This window comes from Paenibacillus elgii NBRC 100335 (assembly GCF_004000865.1).
Taxonomy (GTDB): Bacteria; Bacillota; Bacilli; order Paenibacillales; family NBRC-103111; genus Paenibacillus_G; species Paenibacillus_G elgii.
The window spans coordinates 254778-271656 of sequence record NZ_BIMB01000004.1 but is presented as its reverse complement, the minus strand read 5'-3'; the positions used below and the strand labels follow the sequence as shown (position 1 = coordinate 271656).

The 16879-nt window shown below is 57.9% G+C and carries 21 protein-coding genes; 13 read left to right on the top strand and 8 right to left on the bottom strand.

What is annotated here, in order from left to right:
- Nucleotides 1–209: 209 nt before the first annotated feature.
- The 3 genes from PEL01S_RS05080 to PEL01S_RS05070 are packed head-to-tail and all read left to right on the top strand — an operon-like array spanning nucleotide 210 to nucleotide 2415.
- Nucleotides 210–1391, top strand: a complete 1182-nt coding sequence (locus tag PEL01S_RS05080) for a glucose-1-phosphate adenylyltransferase (protein ID WP_164824243.1) — start codon at nucleotides 210–212, stop codon at nucleotides 1389–1391.
- 40 nt (nucleotides 1392–1431) lie between these two features.
- On the top strand, nucleotides 1432–1773 hold the full coding sequence (locus PEL01S_RS05075) for a YflT domain-containing protein (RefSeq protein ID WP_127459575.1): 342 nt from the start codon (nucleotides 1432–1434) through the stop codon (nucleotides 1771–1773).
- Nucleotides 1774–1827: 54 nt separating this feature from the next.
- On the top strand, nucleotides 1828–2415 hold the full coding sequence (locus tag PEL01S_RS05070) for a hypothetical protein (protein WP_127459574.1): 588 nt from the start codon (nucleotides 1828–1830) through the stop codon (nucleotides 2413–2415).
- A gap of 151 nt (nucleotides 2416–2566) precedes the next feature.
- Here the strand turns inward: PEL01S_RS05070 and PEL01S_RS34350 are convergent, their stop codons facing one another.
- Nucleotides 2567–2728 (bottom strand): hypothetical protein, encoded by a 162-nt coding sequence (locus PEL01S_RS34350; protein ID WP_164824242.1) that lies wholly within the window; start codon nucleotides 2726–2728, stop codon nucleotides 2567–2569.
- Nucleotides 2729–2894: 166 nt separating this feature from the next.
- Here PEL01S_RS34350 and PEL01S_RS05065 point away from each other — a divergent pair, with 166 nt between their 5' ends.
- Both PEL01S_RS05065 and PEL01S_RS05060 read left to right on the top strand, forming a co-directional pair.
- Nucleotides 2895–3230 (top strand): STAS domain-containing protein, encoded by a 336-nt coding sequence (locus PEL01S_RS05065; protein ID WP_063187881.1) that lies wholly within the window; start codon nucleotides 2895–2897, stop codon nucleotides 3228–3230.
- Entirely contained in the window at nucleotides 3227–3697 is a 471-nt protein-coding gene (locus PEL01S_RS05060) for an ATP-binding protein (RefSeq protein WP_127459573.1), read from the top strand. The genes PEL01S_RS05065 and PEL01S_RS05060 overlap by 4 nt, the downstream gene beginning before the upstream one ends.
- Nucleotides 3698–4117: 420 nt before the next feature.
- Here the strand turns inward: PEL01S_RS05060 and PEL01S_RS05055 are convergent, their stop codons facing one another.
- From PEL01S_RS05055 to PEL01S_RS05035, 5 genes are all read right to left on the bottom strand, one after another.
- Nucleotides 4118–5080, bottom strand: coding sequence for an ABC transporter permease (locus PEL01S_RS05055; protein WP_127459572.1), 963 nt, complete (start codon nucleotides 5078–5080; stop codon nucleotides 4118–4120).
- A gap of 4 nt (nucleotides 5081–5084) precedes the next feature.
- Nucleotides 5085–6161 (bottom strand): ABC transporter permease, encoded by a 1077-nt coding sequence (locus PEL01S_RS05050; protein ID WP_127459571.1) that lies wholly within the window; start codon nucleotides 6159–6161, stop codon nucleotides 5085–5087.
- Entirely contained in the window at nucleotides 6154–7713 is a 1560-nt protein-coding gene (locus PEL01S_RS05045; RefSeq protein ID WP_127459570.1) for an ABC transporter ATP-binding protein, read from the bottom strand. The genes PEL01S_RS05050 and PEL01S_RS05045 overlap by 8 nt, the downstream gene beginning before the upstream one ends.
- On the bottom strand, nucleotides 7710–8762 hold the full coding sequence (locus PEL01S_RS05040) for a BMP family lipoprotein (RefSeq protein WP_063187889.1): 1053 nt from the start codon (nucleotides 8760–8762) through the stop codon (nucleotides 7710–7712). The genes PEL01S_RS05045 and PEL01S_RS05040 overlap by 4 nt, the downstream gene beginning before the upstream one ends.
- A 123-nt stretch (nucleotides 8763–8885) precedes the next feature.
- Nucleotides 8886–9779: a LysR family transcriptional regulator gene (locus PEL01S_RS05035; RefSeq protein ID WP_127459569.1), complete on the bottom strand. Its 894-nt coding sequence runs from the start codon at nucleotides 9777–9779 to the stop codon at nucleotides 8886–8888.
- A 125-nt stretch (nucleotides 9780–9904) separates the two neighbouring features.
- Here PEL01S_RS05035 and PEL01S_RS05030 point away from each other — a divergent pair, with 125 nt between their 5' ends.
- From PEL01S_RS05030 to PEL01S_RS05020, 3 genes are read left to right on the top strand one after another with little or no spacing between them, the layout of a single operon-like run.
- Nucleotides 9905–10612 carry an ankyrin repeat domain-containing protein gene (locus PEL01S_RS05030; protein WP_127459568.1) on the top strand — a complete coding sequence of 236 codons (708 nt, stop codon included), beginning with the start codon at nucleotides 9905–9907 and terminating at the stop codon, nucleotides 10610–10612.
- Nucleotides 10613–10642: 30 nt separating this feature from the next.
- Nucleotides 10643–11965: a purine/pyrimidine permease gene (locus PEL01S_RS05025; RefSeq protein WP_127459567.1), complete on the top strand. Its 1323-nt coding sequence runs from the start codon at nucleotides 10643–10645 to the stop codon at nucleotides 11963–11965.
- 57 nt (nucleotides 11966–12022) lie between these two features.
- Nucleotides 12023–12706, top strand: a complete 684-nt coding sequence (locus PEL01S_RS05020; RefSeq protein WP_127459566.1) for a class I SAM-dependent methyltransferase — start codon at nucleotides 12023–12025, stop codon at nucleotides 12704–12706.
- A 38-nt stretch (nucleotides 12707–12744) separates the two neighbouring features.
- Here the strand turns inward: PEL01S_RS05020 and PEL01S_RS05015 are convergent, their stop codons facing one another.
- On the bottom strand, nucleotides 12745–13263 hold the full coding sequence (locus PEL01S_RS05015) for a Dps family protein (RefSeq protein ID WP_127459565.1): 519 nt from the start codon (nucleotides 13261–13263) through the stop codon (nucleotides 12745–12747).
- A gap of 176 nt (nucleotides 13264–13439) precedes the next feature.
- Here PEL01S_RS05015 and PEL01S_RS05010 point away from each other — a divergent pair, with 176 nt between their 5' ends.
- The 4 genes from PEL01S_RS05010 to PEL01S_RS04995 all read left to right on the top strand — a co-directional run bounded on the left by PEL01S_RS05010 (nucleotide 13440) and on the right by PEL01S_RS04995 (nucleotide 15680).
- On the top strand, nucleotides 13440–13919 hold the full coding sequence (locus tag PEL01S_RS05010) for a DUF948 domain-containing protein (protein WP_174806900.1): 480 nt from the start codon (nucleotides 13440–13442) through the stop codon (nucleotides 13917–13919).
- 145 nt (nucleotides 13920–14064) lie between these two features.
- Nucleotides 14065–14418, top strand: a complete 354-nt coding sequence (locus tag PEL01S_RS05005) for an STAS domain-containing protein (protein ID WP_063188246.1) — start codon at nucleotides 14065–14067, stop codon at nucleotides 14416–14418.
- A gap of 27 nt (nucleotides 14419–14445) precedes the next feature.
- On the top strand, nucleotides 14446–14895 hold the full coding sequence (gene rsbW, locus PEL01S_RS05000) for an anti-sigma B factor RsbW (RefSeq protein ID WP_127459564.1): 450 nt from the start codon (nucleotides 14446–14448) through the stop codon (nucleotides 14893–14895).
- Complete coding sequence (locus tag PEL01S_RS04995) at nucleotides 14892–15680, top strand: sigma-70 family RNA polymerase sigma factor (RefSeq protein ID WP_127459563.1); 789 nt, start codon at nucleotides 14892–14894, stop codon at nucleotides 15678–15680. The genes rsbW and PEL01S_RS04995 overlap by 4 nt, the downstream gene beginning before the upstream one ends.
- Before the next feature lie 15 nt (nucleotides 15681–15695).
- Here the strand turns inward: PEL01S_RS04995 and PEL01S_RS04990 are convergent, their stop codons facing one another.
- Nucleotides 15696–16304 carry a pyridoxamine 5'-phosphate oxidase family protein gene (locus PEL01S_RS04990; RefSeq protein WP_127459562.1) on the bottom strand — a complete coding sequence of 203 codons (609 nt, stop codon included), beginning with the start codon at nucleotides 16302–16304 and terminating at the stop codon, nucleotides 15696–15698.
- A gap of 233 nt (nucleotides 16305–16537) precedes the next feature.
- On the opposite strand from PEL01S_RS04990, the gene PEL01S_RS04985 reads away from it, so the two are divergent.
- Entirely contained in the window at nucleotides 16538–16855 is a 318-nt protein-coding gene (locus PEL01S_RS04985; protein WP_063187907.1) for a hypothetical protein, read from the top strand.
- Nucleotides 16856–16879: the final 24 nt, after the last annotated feature.

The window sequence follows — 16879 nt, the reverse complement described above, 5'->3', positions numbered from 1 at the left end:
CGTCATTAGCGTAGGTGGCGGGAGTGTTCAAAAATTTGTTAAAAAATTATAAAACTATAGATCAAACGATCCGTTCGACCCACCTTGAAAAACGGCTGGCTCGTGCTATGAAAGCTGCCAATTTATGTTTCATAGACCGGGCGCCCGGTTAATCATAGGTATCGAACGAAAGCGACGAAACACTAGACCAACAGAGAGGTGCAGGTGAAATGATGAATTCCCAAGCATGTGTAGCTTTGCTGCTTGCCGGCGGGGAAGGCCGTCGGCTGGGCGTGTTGACCGCATCCAAAGCAAAACCGGCGGTTCATTTCGGCGGTGCTTACCGGATCATCGATTTTGGCTTGAGCAATTGCAAAAATTCGGGGATCCGCTCGGTTGGTGTCGTGACCCAATATCAAGCCGCATCCCTGCATGAGCACATCGGCAGTGGGGCGGTCTGGTCGAACGTCTCGGACGGCGTTGCCCTGCTTCCGCCGCAGGAGAGCGAATATGCAGGTACGGCGGATGCGGTGTACAAAAATCAAGCGTTCATCCGGCGGCACGAACCGGAGCACGTGTTGATCTTGTCGGGCGATCATATATATCGGATGGATTATCGGCGGATGCTGAAGCAGCATGAGGACAGTGGGGCCGATGCGACGATTGCGGTCACGCCGGTCGCATGGGAGGAGGCTCCCCGCTTCGGCATTATGCGGACGGACAGCCGGGGACGGATCGTTGAATTTACGGAAAAACCAGCCCAGCCGAAAAGCAATCTCGCCTCGATGGGCATCTATATATTCAAATGGTCTTATTTGAAACGGATGCTGGATAGCGACGCGCGCGATCCGCATTCCTCCCGGGACTTCGGCAAAGACGTCATACCGGCCATGCTGCGCTCCGGCGGCAAGCTGCACGCGTACTCGTACGAAGGGTATTGGCGCGATGTCGGAACCGTGGAAAGCTTGTGGGAAGCGCATATGGATCTGATCGGCGAGCAGCCGCGATTCCGCTGCAGCGAAGCCGCATGGCCGATGCATACGCCCGCTTGCGTAGCTGGACATTCTTACGTCGATCCTTCAGCCCGCGTCACGTATTCGCTGATCGCCGGCAACAGCCATATTTTCGGCCAAGTGGAACGCTCGGTCGTTTCGCACGACGTGTACGTCGGGCAGGGCAGCGTGCTCCGCAACTGCATTGTGATGCCGAATGCGCATATCGGAAGAGGCGTATTCGCCCGCAATGCGATCATCGGAGAAGGCGCGGTCCTGATGGACGGGGCCACCGTCGGAAGCTTGTCCAAGTCCTCGATCGCCGTCATCGGCGATGCGGAGATGGTGATGAAACAAAGCGGCAAGAAGCCGAAAGTGTACATGCCGATCGGGCAGTTTCAACTGGAGCACGTCCGGTAAGAAGCTTTGATGATACTACCGACTGGAGGAGGCGTTTCCGATGTTTCATTCGATCGTAGTAGCCAAGGGCGAGCAAGAAGTGAAGCAGGCGGTCCGCGATTTTCAATCGGCCGGCCGCGGCGTGGATCAGATTCAAATTTTGGCTCATGAGAATGTGCGGACGGAGGAGATGTTTAAGCCCAAGTACACAAGCCGGATCGGGTTCGTGGGTGAAGCGATGGCGCATACGGTTGCGCCGCTGTACAAGTGCGAGGGCATGGCGCTGCGGGAGAAGCTGCTGTCTCTCGGGCTGTCCATGTCGGCGGTCGAATTCTACGAGAAGGAGATGGCGAGCGGACGCATTGTCATTGCCGTAGATGAGAATGTCATTTTAAATCAATAAATAAACGTCTGAACTCGATCCGTTGCCTGACACAACACGGGAGAGGTGATTCCAATGAAACGGTTAAGCAAATGGTGGTTGATCGGCGCGGCTGCAATCGGACTGACCGGAGCTTCATGGAGCTCCGCCGAAGATTCGCCTGCGGCATTGGACAAGCATTCTTATCCGCCAGTGCTGGCGGCAACGGAACAGACGCACACCGTAAATACCGCCGTCTACGAAGAAGCCGGAACTGGAGCCGAAATTGGAGGGCCTGTCAAATGGCCGCTGGAACGGGTCAACGGGATCTCGGTTACAGATGATCTGAAAACGCTTTATGAATTAAAGGGCAAGCCGAAAGCCGAGGAAACCGATCCTCTGTTCAAGGACGAACGCACCTTCGTCTACGACGATTGCCGGATCGGCCTGTATGATAATTTCGTCCAATATGTCATGGTTCCCGTCCAGGCGGGGACGATCGAGATCGATGGCAAGAAGCTGGAGATGAAGGCGGACACGCTGCGGCAAACGCTCGGCACGCCCGATTGGACGGGCGAAGATGGGATCGTCTACAAGCGGGGCCAGCGGGCGCTCAAGCTGTTCTTGGATGAGCACACCGGGAAGCTGCTGTCCGTCCATTATTTCCATACGGCAACCGATTAACCCGGAGGATACGATCCAACTGAAAATCGCATGCGGGAGAGAGGTCAGGCTTTGGTCTGGCCTTTATTTTGTTGTTCAAGCCCAAAAGGACCGCCGACGCCGCAAAAAAGCGCACACGGCAGAGCCGGTGCGCGAGTCGTAACTGGGCATATTAGAACATGGGCAGGACATAACGGATCAGGAAATAGAGAAAACCGAAAAAGATGACGACGTAAGCCGCGTATTTGATGAAGGTGGAAGCAACCATGCCGGAATCCATCCGTTTCTCGATGCTTTTCTTCTCGATGTCCACGCTTTTCGTAGGATCATCCATCTTCAATCACCCCTTGTCTGAGCTGAAGTTTTCGGGCGCCTCGTTAGTGATGATTACCCCGGCTGCTTTTCGGTGAATCAGCAAGGTTCTCTGCGGAGTGCCGTGAAAAACTTCCCAAAATCTGCTATTCTACAAATAATCATGGATTCAGGGGAGGTAAAAGCGGATGGACAGAGACGCGCAGAAGTTCCATGTCAAAGTGCTAAGTACGCCGGAAGCAAACGTGTTGTTCTTATCCGGTGAGCTTGATTTGAGCACGGCCGAGCAATTCCGTTCCGTCGTGGAGCCGCTGGCGGGTCAGCGAACGGTGCCGCTCAAGCTGAACTTGCGGGAGTTGACTTACATTGACAGCACAGGGATCGGGGTTTTCGTCTCCGTGCTTAAGAAACGGCAGCCGGAGGAGGCATCGTTCGCCGTACAGGAAGTGCCGGCCAAAATCCGGCGTCTGCTCGACATGACCGGGTTGTCCCGTCACCTGACGATTGAAGGGGGCGGGCTATGAAGGGGCAAACGGAAGCCGGTTCGAAAACCGTCGTTTTGTGTGTGCCGCTTCGGGCGGACGATCTGGACACGGTCCGGTTGGCGCTGTATGGCGTGGCCGTACGGGTAGGATTTTCGTACGAAGCGATCGAGGACTTGAAGGTAGCGGTAACGGAAGCGTGCAATTATGCGATCCTGCAAGCCGGTGAAAGGGAACCGCTGCCGAGACTGTGCCTAACGTTCATGCTGCGGGAGACGGAGCTTAAGATCCGGATCGGAACGGATGCGACGGATGTTACGTTCGGGGAAGCGCTGCGTCCCGTGAAGCTGCCGCAGGAGAGGGTGAAGGATTTGGGGCGTCTCGAAGATTCACCGATCGGCCTGTATTTGCTGCAGGCGCTGGTGGATGAGCTTCGGGTGGAGCCCGGAGGCGAAAACGAAGACGCGCCGGAAGCTATCGTCCTGATCAAGCGGCTTGCGGCCGGGTGAGCGGGTTTTTCGATCATGCAGCGGACATTGTCAGGCTGCATGGAATGCAGTTGAGAAAGTGGTCTTTTATAAAAATAGAGATGCAAACGGAGGTGGGGTATCCATTAGAGAAGCGATAGCGGCCGCCTTTGTCTTCGGGAAATGTCCGCTGTTAAGCGGCTTCCAATCAAATTTCCCGAGGACCCGGGGTCCCCGCAAAGTAATTGGACTAAGCTTCCCCGATTCAACTTCACTTTGCGGGGTGGAGCAGCGGTCGGAAGTGGATACCCCACCCCTTCGTAACCTCTAAAATCCCCTCAGGCCACTTTCTCAACAAGCTGCCTTGCATGGAATGCAGTCTTAATCGAAAAGCCGCATCCCGGCAGCGCGGATCGCAGCAACGATCACAGCGCGGGGATGCGGCTTTTTCGCGTGCCTCGGTTAACGTTTGCCCGGGTCGTACGGCTCGCCGAGCGACGCGGGAGGATAGGCGCGGCCGACGGCGCCCGCCAGCACCAGAATCGTAAGAATGTAGGGGAGCATGTAGATAAACTCCATCGGGATCGCTTGGGAGACCGGGAACAGCTGCACGAAGTTTCGGATCGCTTGCGCGAAGCCGAAGAAGATCGCCGCTCCCAAAGCGCCGAACGGATGCCATTTGCCGAATATCATCGCGGCCAACGCAATGAAGCCTTGCCCCGAAATCGTGTTGTGCGAGAAGTTGCTCGTCGTCGTGAGCGTGATCGTCGCGCCGCCGAGCCCACCCAGCGCGCCGCTCAGCAGCACCCCGATATATCGCATGCGGGCGACGTTCACACCAAGCGTGTCCGCGGCTCCCGGATGCTCGCCGACCGCGCGGAGGCGCAGGCCGAACGGAGTTTTGAACATCACGTACCAGCCCAGAGCGACGGCGGCCAATGCCAAATACGTCGTCGGGTAAGCGGTGAATATGCCGTAACCCAGCAGCGGGACGGAAGCCAGACCGGGAATGGCGAAATTGTGAAATACGGCGTTCAGCGTTTCCGTTTGTCCGGAGCCTGCGAACAAAATTTTGACGAGATAGACCGTAAATCCGGCGGCCAGAAAGTTTATGACGACGCCGCTGACGACTTGATCGGCCTTGAAGGTGATCGAGGCGACAGCGTGAATGAGCGAGACGAGCATGCTGACCAGGATGGCCGCCAAGAGGCCGATCCAAGGCGCACCGTCCGCAAAGCCCGCCTGCTCGGCGTACCAGGCCGCGACCGCGGAGGCGAACGCGCCGGAGATCATCAGGCCCTCCAGACCGATGTTGACGACACCGGAACGTTCGGAGAAGATGCCGCCCATGGCCGTAAAAATAAGCGCGGTCGAGAAGACGAGCGTTGTATGGATCAACTCGCCGAGAATGCGAAGCGCATCCATCCGCTTAGGCCACCTCCCCCGGCTTGCGCCCGGCCCGCAGCGGCTTCAGAAGCCAGCGGATGATCCCGTGCGAGGCGACGAAGAAGATGACGGTGCCGATGATCACGCGGATGATTTCCGGCGGCACGTCCGCGCCGAAGCTCATCCCGGCCGAGCCGTACGTCAGCGTGCCGAACAAGGCGGCAGCGAGCACGACGCCGAGCGGATGGTTGCCGCCGAGCAGCGCGACGGCGATGCCGTCGAAGCCGTAGCCGGGCGATGCGGCGCTGATCACTTGGTAGTGGAAGACGCCGAGCACCTCGAACACCCCGGCAAGTCCGGCGAAAACCCCGCCGATAAACATCGCCCGCACGATGCCTGCGTTCACGTTCATCCCGGCGTACTCCGCTGCAGACGGGCTGTGTCCGACCGCTCGAAGCTCGTAGCCTTGGCGTGTCTTCCACAGGAGGACATAGAACGCGACGGCGGCAAGCAGCGCGATTGGGATGCCGAGATGCAGCCGGGCGTTGCCGAACAGCGCGCTGAGCGCGTTCAGACTGATCGAAGCGGTGTCGTGAATCAGAAACGAGCGCTGCTGGCCGGGCTGAAGCAAATAGCGGCTAACGATGTAGTTGCCGAGATACAGTGCGATCCAGTTCAGCATAATCGTCGTAATCACCTCATTGACGCCGCGCCGCGCTTTCAAGTACCCGGCGATGGCACCCCACAACCCTCCGAGCACAGCCCCCGTTACGATGGCGAGCGGCGCATGAAGCCAGAACGGCAGGGTCAGCTTGACGCCGACCCACGTGGCCCCGGTCATGCCCATAATAAATTGGCCTTCGCCCCCGATATTGAACAGCCCAGTCCGGAAGGCGAAGGCGACCGACAGCCCAGTCAGCAGGAGCGGGGTAATCTCGCGGACGGTCTCCCCGATGCTGTATGGATCGCCAATGACTTTCTCGATCAGCGACGCGTAGGCGGTGAGGGGATTATATCCGCCGGCCAGCATGATCAGGGCGCCAACCAGTAATCCGAGAATGATGGCGACCAGCGGAACGAGCGCCGAATCCTTGGTCATGACACGAATGGCTTTAGCCATGCTTTTCACCTCCGGAGGTTGAAGGAGCCGCCGCTTCGGCTGCGCGCCCGGAGCCGGACATCATCAGCCCGAGCTCGCGGTCGGACGTGTGAGCCGGGTCGGCTTCCCCGACGATGCGGCCTTCATAGATGACGGCGATGCGGTCGGACAGCTTCAGAATCTCGTCCAGCTCCAGCGAGAGGAGCAATACGGCTTTGCCCTTGTCCCGCTGCTCCAGCAGCCGCTTATGAATGAACTCGATCGCTCCGACATCGAGCCCGCGCGTCGGCTGCGCCGCGATCAGCAGATCCGGGTTCAGATCGATTTCGCGCGCGATGATCGCCTTCTGCTGGTTGCCGCCCGACAGCGCCCGCGCCGGAGTGCGAAGGCCCGGCGTCCGCACGTCGAATTCGGAGATCAGCCGCTGCGCCTGACGGTCGATCGCGGCATAGTCGAGAAAGCCTCCGCGATTGTAGGCGGAGGTATAGTATGTCTTGAGCACCATGTTCTCGCTCATCGAGAAATCCAGCACGAGCCCGCGTTTATGCCGGTCCTCGGGGATGTGCCCGAGCCCCGCCTCCGCGATGTCGCGGGGGGAGCGGTTCGCGATCTCGCGGCCACCGAGCGCGATGCGGCCGCCGTCGATCCCGCGCAGCCCGGCCAGCGCTTCGATCAACTCGCTCTGGCCGTTGCCGTCGACGCCGGCGATGCCGAGAATTTCCCCGGCACGCACCTCGAAGGTGACGCCGCTGAGCACGGACAAGCCGCCGGGGCCCCGCGCGGTCACGTTCTCTACGCTCAGGACCGGCGCGCCGACGGCGGCAGGCTTCTTATCGAGCCGGAACGAGACTTCCCGGCCGACCATTTTGGCCGCGAGCTCGTCCGGGTTCGTGTCCTTGACGGCGAGCGTATCGATGACCTTGCCGCGGCGGATGACGGTGACGCGGTCTGCGATCGTCATGATTTCCTTCAGCTTGTGCGTAATCAGAATGATCGACTTGCCCTCAGCCACCAGCTTGCGCATGATGTCCATCAGCTCGCGAATTTCCTGCGGCGTCAGCACGGCGGTCGGCTCGTCGAAGATGAGGATGTCGGCCCCCCGGTACAGCGTCTTCAGAATTTCGACGCGCTGCTGCATGCCGACGGAGATGTCTCTTATCCGGGCACGCGGATCGACGCGCAGTCCGTATCGGGCGGACAGCTCGGACACTTGGCGCGCCGCTTTTCCGTAATCGACCTGAAGTCCCCGCCTTGTCTCCTGCCCGAGAATAATGTTCTCCGTCACCGTGAACGGCTCCACGAGCTTGAAATGCTGGTGCACCATGCCCAGACCGAGTTGAATGGCCGTTTTCGGATTGACGATCGCGACCGGCTCGCCGTTGATGAGGATTTCGCCCTCGTCCGGCTGATACAGCCCGAACAAAATGTTCATCAGCGTCGATTTGCCTGCGCCGTTCTCGCCGAGCAGGGCGAGAATCTCGCCCTGTCGGAGCGTCAAGCTGATGCCGTCGTTGGCGACGATGCCCGGAAACCGCTTGGTGATGCCGCGCATTTCCACTTTCACGCCGCTCATTTTTCGGGAACCTTGATATCGCCTTTAATGATTTTTTGTTTGTATTCCTCAACCTTTTTGAGCACGTCGTCCGGCACGTTTTTCTTCGATGTGTCCGGCAGACCGACGCCGTCGTCTTTCAGGCCGAGGACGATGGTTTTGCCGCCTTCGTATTTGCCGGAGATCAGATCGTTCGAGATGCGGTAGACCGCCTGATCGACGCGTTTGACCATCGAGGTCAGCGTCACGTCGTCGCCGAACAGCTTCGACTGGTCCTGATCGACGCCGATGACCCATACCTTATTGCCGGCCTTCAGACGGTCCTTGGCTTCGTTAAATACGCCGCCCCCGGTTGCGCCCGCCGCATGAAAAATAATATCCGCCCCGTCGTTATAAACTGTGGAAGCGGCAGCTTTGCCGAGATCGGGCTTGTCGAACGCCCCGGTATAGTTGATTGTCAGCTTGGCGCTCGGATTGACCGCGGCCACGCCGGCCTTGAAGCCGGCTTCGAAGCGCTTGATCACCGGAATGTCCATACCTCCGATAAAGCCGATTTTGTTCGTCTTGGTCATCAGGCCTGCCACGACGCCGACAAGATAGGCGCCCTCGTTCTCGGCAAACGTCACGGATTCCACGTTCGGCGCGTCCACGACGTTGTCGATAATCGCCATCTTGGCGTTCGGATTTTGCGTCGCTACCGTCTTCATCGCATCGCCGATGATAAAGCCGATGCCCCACGTCAGGTTGAAATTGCCTTTGACCATTTGGGTCAGGTTCGGGATGTATTCCGAATCGCTCTTGCTCTGCAAATATTTCACCTGGGCCCCGGTATCTTTGGCGAGCCGCTGCAGCCCTTCCCAAGCGCTCTGGTTAAAAGAGTTGTCGTTGACGCCGCCAAGGTCCGTGACCATGCCGATATTGAACTTCGCACCCGCCTTCGTGTCGCCGCCTGCTGCCGGAGCACCGCCGGCTCCCGCGTTGTTAGGTGGCGCAGGCTTCTGGCCGCACCCGCCCAGCGCCAGCCCGGCCGCCAGCACGCCGGCCATGCCGAGGGATATCCATCGCTTCATTGTGTATCCGTCCTTCCGTAATGGAATGCCAAAGTAGCTTAGCTTGGGGTATAGTATTCTCCAAGCTTTGCTTCCTTATGACATTGCTGGAAAACGGAAGGGTGGCTCCCAAAATATGAACCGCTACTCCTTGCCGGAAAAAGGAGCCTCGCCCGTCAGCTCGATGAAATTCTGCGCCGCCTTGGACAAGTAATGGTCCTTGAGCCAAATGAGCACGGATGACGAGGCGATATGCGTTCCCGCCAGCTCGTACACCCGCACGTCGAAGCCGCGGTGCAGTTGGAGCACCGATTCCGGCACCAGTGTGGCGGCGAAGTCCGAGGAGACCAGCTCCAGCAGCATCGCGATGTCGGAGCATTCGGACAAGACGTTCGGCTTCATCCCGTGCCGGGCGAATTCCTCCACGATCATCTGATAGACGCCGAGTCCTTCCGTGCTGGGGAGGATTAGCGGCTCCTGCCCAATCTGCTCGAACGAAACCGCCTTTCCGTTCAAGGGGCTACGGCGCCGGGAGGTGACGTAATAGAACCGTTCTTCCCGCAAATGACGGATCGAGAAAACACCGAGGTCCAGCGGAAACCGGACAATCGCCAGCTCGATCGCCCGTTCCTTGACCAGCTTGCAGAGCTGGGCTGATTCGTTCTGTTGAATTTTGTACGTAATCGCCGGAAACTTCTCGTGAAATTTCCGAAGCAGCACCGGCAGCCTTCCGTCCGATAACGTGTTGACCCCGATGCTGAGCTTGCCGGTCAATCCGTTTCCGGCTTCTTTGACTTCGATCTGCGACTCCTCGAACAGCTTCGTGATGTGCAAGGCGTGCTTGTACAGCATGCGCCCCGCTTCCGTAAGCTCAAGCTGCCGTCCCTGCCGCTCCAGCAGCGTCACGCCAAGCTCCCGCTCCATCAGATGAAGCTGCTGGCTGAGCGGCGGTTGGGCCATATGAAGCCTTTTGGCCGCCGCCGTAATTTGCCGTTCCTCCGCAATCGCAATGAAATAGCGCAGCTGCCTGATGTCCATCGGAACCACCTGCCTGACTATATGATAATCATATGAAAAATCAATAATATTAATATTTTTCGTATAGATAAAGCTCATGTTAGCATAGGAAGCAGAGAAGCAAAATAGGAGGCAGGAGCGGACCGATGCGATGGATGTGCTTGGTATTACCCGTCATGCTGCTGACCGGCTGCCAGGAGTCTGCGAAAACGCCTGCAACCGGAGTCGTTCAATTCCAACCTAAAGGAGATGTGAGGCAGATGAATGAAGCGCTGATTGCCGCCGCGGAGCGCGGAGATACGGCTGAACTCCGGAGGCTGCTCAAGGCAGGAGCGGATAAAAATGCGAAGGACCCGCAGGGCCGCACGCCGATGATGGCGGCGACTTATGCGAATCAGCCGGAGGCGGTAAAGCTGCTGATCGAAGCGGGAGCGGACGTCAACGAACGCGACAACCGGCTGAACAATCCGTTCCTGTATGCCGGCGCCGAGGGCTTGCTGGACATTTTGAAGCTGACGATCGAGGCGGGGGCCGACCCGAAGCTGACGAACCGCTATGGCGGCACCGCGCTCATTCCCGCCGCTGAACGTGCGCACTTGGACGTGATTCAGGAGTTGTTGACGCGGACCAAAGTCGATGTCAATCACATTAACAACCTGGGCTGGACGGCGTTGATGGAAGCGGTCGTGCTTGGCAGCGGAGGCGAGAAGCATCAGCAAGCCGTCCGGCTGCTCGTGGAGCATGGGGCGGATGTGAACATCCCGGATAAGGACGGTGTGACGGCGCTTGCGCATGCGAAGCAGCGCGGGTTCGGCGAGATGGAGCAAATTTTACGGAAAGCAGGGGCGCGCTAGCCCCTTTCTTTACATTTGGGAGGAAACCGCATGAGAAAGCTTGCCCTCGGCGGCAGCTTGAGCACCTTGCAGTGGCTTCTGTTTTTGCTTGCGAATTCGATTGCTTTGCCGGTCGTCATCGGCGGTATGTTTCATTTGCCGCCAGAGGAGATTTCCTCGCTGATGCAGCGGACCTTTCTGGTTGTCGGCCTCAGCTCGTTTCTGCAGGGCTGGATCGGCCACCGGTACCCGATTGCCGACGGTCCTGCGGGCTCATGGGTCAGTGTCTTCGTCATCATGGCGGACGTGGCCGTCAAACAGGGCGGGAGCCCGCAGGACATGCTGCCGCTGCTTGAGGGAGGCATCGCCATTGCCGCTCTGCTGCTGGTCGTTCTGGGCCTGACCGGCTGGGTCCAGAAGCTGCTGTTTTTGTTCACCCCGCTTGTCACGGGAACGTTCTTGTTCCTTCTGGCCTTGCAGCTTAGCGGCGTCTTCATGAAGGGCATGCTTGGACTGCAAGGGGCGGCCGTTCGTCCGGACCCGGCAACCGCGCTGTTGTCCATCGCGATCTTCGGCCTAGTGGTCCTGCTGTCCGTCAAGGGCCGGGGCTGGGTGAAGCAGTATGCCATGATGATCGGCATCGTCTCCGGCTGGGCCGGTTACGGCCTGCTCGGCCTTAGCGCCGGATCGCCGGCCGCTGCTGCTCCGCCGGTTCAACTGCCGGAGCTCTTCGCTTGGGGAGCGCCGCAGTGGGATGCGGGAATCGCGCTGACCGCAGCGCTGTTCACGTTTATCCTGCTGTCCAACACGATCGCCGCCGTCACGGCGGTTCGCGATGCGATGCCGGAGCCTGCCCGTGACCCGAAGCGTACGCTGAACTGCGGCGTCTTGGCGGGAGGCTTGTCCCACGGCATCGCCGTTCTCTTCTCGACGATTGCCGTCGTTCCGCTGCCGGTCACGGCGGGCTTTATCCGCATCACGGAGCAGACCCGGCTGCGCCCGTTTCTCACCGCGGCGCTGCTATTCACGGGGATTTCTTCTATCCCCGCCGCCGTGCGGGCCGTCGCTATGCTTCCCGGACCGGTAGCGAGCGCCGCGCTGCTGGCTTCCTTCGTGCAAATGATCGTCATCGCCATGCAGACGATCTCGAAGGAAGCGCTGGACCTGCGCCGGCTGACGATCTTCGGCATCACGCTGGTATGCAGTGTCGGATTAATGTTCTTGCCTGCGGAGGCTTTTCAGGGGCTGCCGCCGATGCTGACTTACGTGTTCGGCAACGCGCTGCTGTTCGGAACGATGCTGGTGACGCTGCTTGAGCAGCTGTGGAAGCCCTCGGAGGCGGGAGCCCAAGTCCCTCAGCTTCCATCGCAATAGTCTATAAAATCGCTTTGCACGTATATATGGTAAAAAGCTCAAAAGGAGCCGTTTTCCATGTCAACAAGCGATTTTCGGGAAATGCCGCAGGAGGAGCGGCTGCGCCATGTGCAGAGCATTCTGGCACAGTACCATGCCGCGCGGGAGAGAAGCCCGTATCTGGAAGCTTACAAAGAGGCGGAAGCCGGTTACTGGTATCCGTTATTGTCCGTACTGGATGCGGCGTTAGGAAGCGGGAGCAAGAAGGTGCTGGACATCGGTACCGCCTATGGAACGCTGCTGCTGTACAGTGTGCTGTGGGGAAACGAAGGGTTCGGTATCGATATGACCGACGCTTACTGGTCCAAGGAGCTGGAAGCGGAGTATCCGATCTCGTGGTCGAAAACGAACATCGAAGCCGAAGCGGTGCCTTGGCCGCATTCGTTTGACGTCGTCATTTTCACCGAAGTGCTGGAGCATATGAATTACAATCCGGTTCCGGTTTTTCACAAAATCCATCAATGTCTGATTCCCGGTGGCCTGCTGCTGATCTCCACCCCTTGGTCGAGACATTATACGCCGAATCATCGCTGGCCGGACGTGTTCGACTTGCCCTATTATCAGGAAGGCAACGCGTTCGTTGATGCCGAATGCAAGTACTATACGATTGACGAGCTGGTGGCGCTGAGCCTGCATACCGGATTCTCGATCCAATTTCTCCAGCTTTATCACGGGCATTTGCTCGCAGGGCTTGTGAAATAAGAAAGGACGGAGGGCGCGCGCCTCCGTCCTTGTCGTCTTTATTCGTTCAAATAGGCGTTCAGCATCCAGACGTGCTTCTCCAGGCGCGTCTTCAGCTCCAGCAGCATGTCATGGGTGCCCTCATCGCCTTCCTGCTCCGCAAGCTCCATCGCTTCGCCCGTTTCTTCGATCACCATCGAGAAGTCGTCGCGCAGGCACTGCACCATATCGCTTGCCGAGGTGAACGGCTCGTGCTCCTTGATCGTGGCCGCTGCGGCAATCTCCTTCGTCGTGGATACCGGCTGACCTCCGACCGACAGCAGCCGCTCTGCGAGCTGGTCCATCGTCAGGGACGCTTCCTCGTACAGCTCCTCGAATTTCAGATGCAGCGTATAGAAATTCGGCCCCTTCACATACCAATGATGCTGGTGAATTTTGATATGAAGCACGGCCCAGTTGGCGACCTGCCTACCCAGGAGCGCGTGCAGTCCGCTTGATTTTTTCGTATCCTTTGTGTTCTTGGCCGGCTTTGCTTCCGTCGTTTTCGTTTCCTTTTCCTTCTCCATTACGTTCGCCATATGAGATTACCTCCGCTTCGTCATGTAATGTCTTGCCTGTGCCTTCTTACCCCGTCCCAGTGAAGGATGAAACATGGACAAGGCCCGTTGAGGGCGCAGGTTTCAAGCAGGACCGCCACGGGTAAGAATATTCCAAGCTTGGCGCGAACCGCATTCATGAAAGGGTGGAGGAGATTATGATAATTGAAATCAGTGTGGCCGTCATTGCGTTGGCCTTCGCGGCGCTGGTCGTCTTTTTGATCATGACCTTGCGTTCCTTATCAACCGTGCTCCTGCAGACCAACGAGACGATCCGGGAGCTTCAGCAGCAGGTGAATGGAATCAGCAGAGAAGCGACGGAGGTGCTGCGGCATACGAACGAAGTGACCGTCGATGTCCGCAACAAGCTGCACTCGATCGATTCGGTCGTCTACTCCGTCAAAAATATCGGCGATGCGGTACAGGAAATCACCTCCTCGATCAAGCAAGCCTCGGCCTCGGTGGCGGGGAGCATCCGTACCAAAGCGGTGAAGCAACGGCCGGCGGCCGGAGGCGGGCCCGGAAAGGATAAGGTTGCGACGGTCATGCAGGCGGTGCCCGTAGCGATCGAGCTATGGCAGGCGTTCCGCAGTCGCAAGTCGCAAGCGCGGCAGCAGGCTTACCCGCAGCAGACCTGAGCAAGAGTCCGGCTCCAGTCGGCAGAAAATTCCGCCCGCGCTGTTTCAAACGTTCGGCCCCGGGGTAAATAACAATCAAATTCGAGAATGCAGCACGGCTCTTGGAGCAGACAAGCTGCGAACGGGGAGGAACCACGCGGGTATGATGAATAAACAACAATCGTTTCATGTCGACACGCAACGAACCGAGCATGCCAATACCGTGTATTTGCATGGCGAGCTGGATTTGTCCAAAGTTTCGGATTTACGCTGCGCGCTGGATACGTTCATTGCCGATACGAGCCGCAAGCTCGTGCTGAACCTGAACGGCCTGCAGTATATTGACAGCACCGGCATCGGTGTGATTGTATCGGTATTAAAAGCCAGAGACGTGCTGAAAGCGCCGTTCGAGGTACAGGAGATTCCGCCGAAAATCAAGCGGCTGTTCGATCTGACGGGCATCACCCCGTTTTTGCAGCCGAACGAGTCCGCCGGGAAGTCCCAAGCGCGCGTTTATTAACGGATAGGAAAGGAAAGAAGAGACCGTATGAAACCCGAATCCCATGTTGTTAGTCTCACTGTGCCTGCGGAAGCGGAATTTATCGATTTGGTCCGCTTGACGCTTTACGGTATCAGCTCCAAGCTGGGCTTCTCTTACGAGGAAATCGAGGATATGAAGGTGGCCGTCGCCGAAGCGTGCAATAATGCGGTGGTTCATGCTTATGAACCGGGCAGTCCGGGCCTGATGGAGGTCCGCTTCGAGCGAATTGAGGACGGTCTGCGCATTGTGGTCAAGGATCAGGGACCAAGCTTCGATTACGCCGAGAAGGCGCGGCGGGCCGGATCGTTGCACGATAAATCGCTGAACGACATCCATGTAGGAGGCCTTGGGATTTATTTGATGCAGGCGCTCATGGACGATGTCGTGGTCAAGACGGGTATCGGCACGGAGGTCATCTTGACCAAGCGGGTATGCAGGAGCGAGGAAATGGTATGAAAATTAATTCGGAGCGATTTGCCAATGCGAGTGCCGAGGAGCTCATCGTAAGGTATCAAGAAACCGGCTGCAACGAGACAGCTACGGTTCTGCTGCAGCAGTACGAGCCTATGGTCAAGATGGCAGCCGGCAAAATGTCACGCAATCGCCCCGATCTGTTCGAAGACCTGTACCAAGTGGGGCAAATGTCGGTATTGAAGCTGCTGAAGCAGTTCGATCTGTCGATGGGCGTGCAGTTTGAAGCCTATATGATGAAAAGCGTCATCGGCCATATGAAAAATTATTTGCGCGACAAATCCTGGTATGTCCAGGTTCCGAGGCGAATCAAGGAAAAAGGCAACCAGATTCAGCAGGTGGTGGACATGCTCACGGTCAAGCTGGAGCGCTCGCCGAATGTCGATGAAATCGCCGCGGAGATGGAGCTGTCGGTCGAGGAAACGATCGAAATCCTCGCCGGACGCGATTATTACCACTATGTCTCGCTGGATACTCCGCTATCCACGGAAGATAACGGATCGACGATCGGCGATGTGATCGGGAGCCCGAGCGACGCTTATCTGCGGGTGGAGAACCGCCTCGCCTTGCAAGAGGCGCTCGTTCATTTGAAGCCGGAGGAGCAGCAGGTGCTGCATCTCGCCTATGTGGAAGGCCAGTCGCAGCGGACGATTGCGAATCAGCTCGGCGTTTCGCAGATGAGCGTGTCGCGCATTCAGAAGCGGGCCCTCGACAAGCTGAAGAAATATTTTACCGAGCCGGGGGCCGACGATATCGGTTTAGGTTCATAGACTCGCCCTTTACAGCTAAGGGCGAGTTTTTTCGTTGTCGCCCCGTTCGTCCTCGAAGGGAGCGTATTCGGCGATCTGCCGGCCGAGCGGCGTGGGGATGCCGTCCATGCTGACGGCGTTTTTGCTGCGCCAGTAATCGTTCAGCTCGTCGTCGCGTTTGGCTCCGGCCCACCGCTGCAGCGTATCGCGTTCTCGCTCGTACGTGTAGAAGGGCACGCTGAACCCGCAGGAGGTTTTCACGGCGTGAACGTCGACGCCGATAATTTGCCGCGTTCCGGGAAGCAGCTCGAAGCGGGGCGCCCACGTCTTCCAGTCGGCGGTCCCGGGAAGGATGACGCGGCCCTTTCCGTACAGCCTCAAGATGAGGGGAGGCCCTTCGAACGCAACGAACATCAGCGTAATCCGGCCGTTTTCCTCCAAATGCGCGCTTGTCTCGTTCCCGCTGCCGGTCAAGTCCAAATACCCTACCTCGGTCGGCGAGACGATTCGAAACACGTCGTATCCTTTGGGCGACAGGTTCACATGACCTTCCGCCTCCAGCGGGGCGGACCCGACGAAGAAGAGGCGCTGCTTGCGAATAAACGCCTCATGCTCGGGAAGCAGGGCCGGAAACAATTTTCCCATGGGCGAAAACTCCTTTCCTTGCGTTTTTCTTTTGTGTAACAGTATGCGCCCTGGGAGCTTGTTTGGGAAATACGTATTGCATATTCCGCTTATAGGGATTGCCTATCATTGTTGTGGGGAAGGCGCATCGGACAAGCCACGGCCTCTTCCGAACGGCCGTTTCAAGCGGACGGGCTTCGGGTAATAAAGCTTAAGCAACACTCCATACTCCCAGAAATAAGGCGGTGAAGGTCATGAAGGTCAAACATAGCATCAAATGTCACGGAAGCGAAGTGATGGTTCGCGAGGAAGGCGGGAAGTACCATTTGTCCATTCAGGCTGCGACTAATCCGCTGGGATTCGGTAACGTGTTGGAAACGTTTTCGGATAAGGAAGAGGCGATCAGAGCGGCGGAGCAATTCTGCAAAATGCTGTCGGCGGCCAAAGAGTGTGGCTATTACTTGGACAACGGGCATTTTGTAAAGCCGGAGCGGGAGCGTATACCGGTTACCTTCTGTTTAAAGGAGCATATCACAGAGGACTTGTGGATCGAGCATCTGAACCGGGGCTGACGGCCCCGGTTTTGCTTTGCCGGG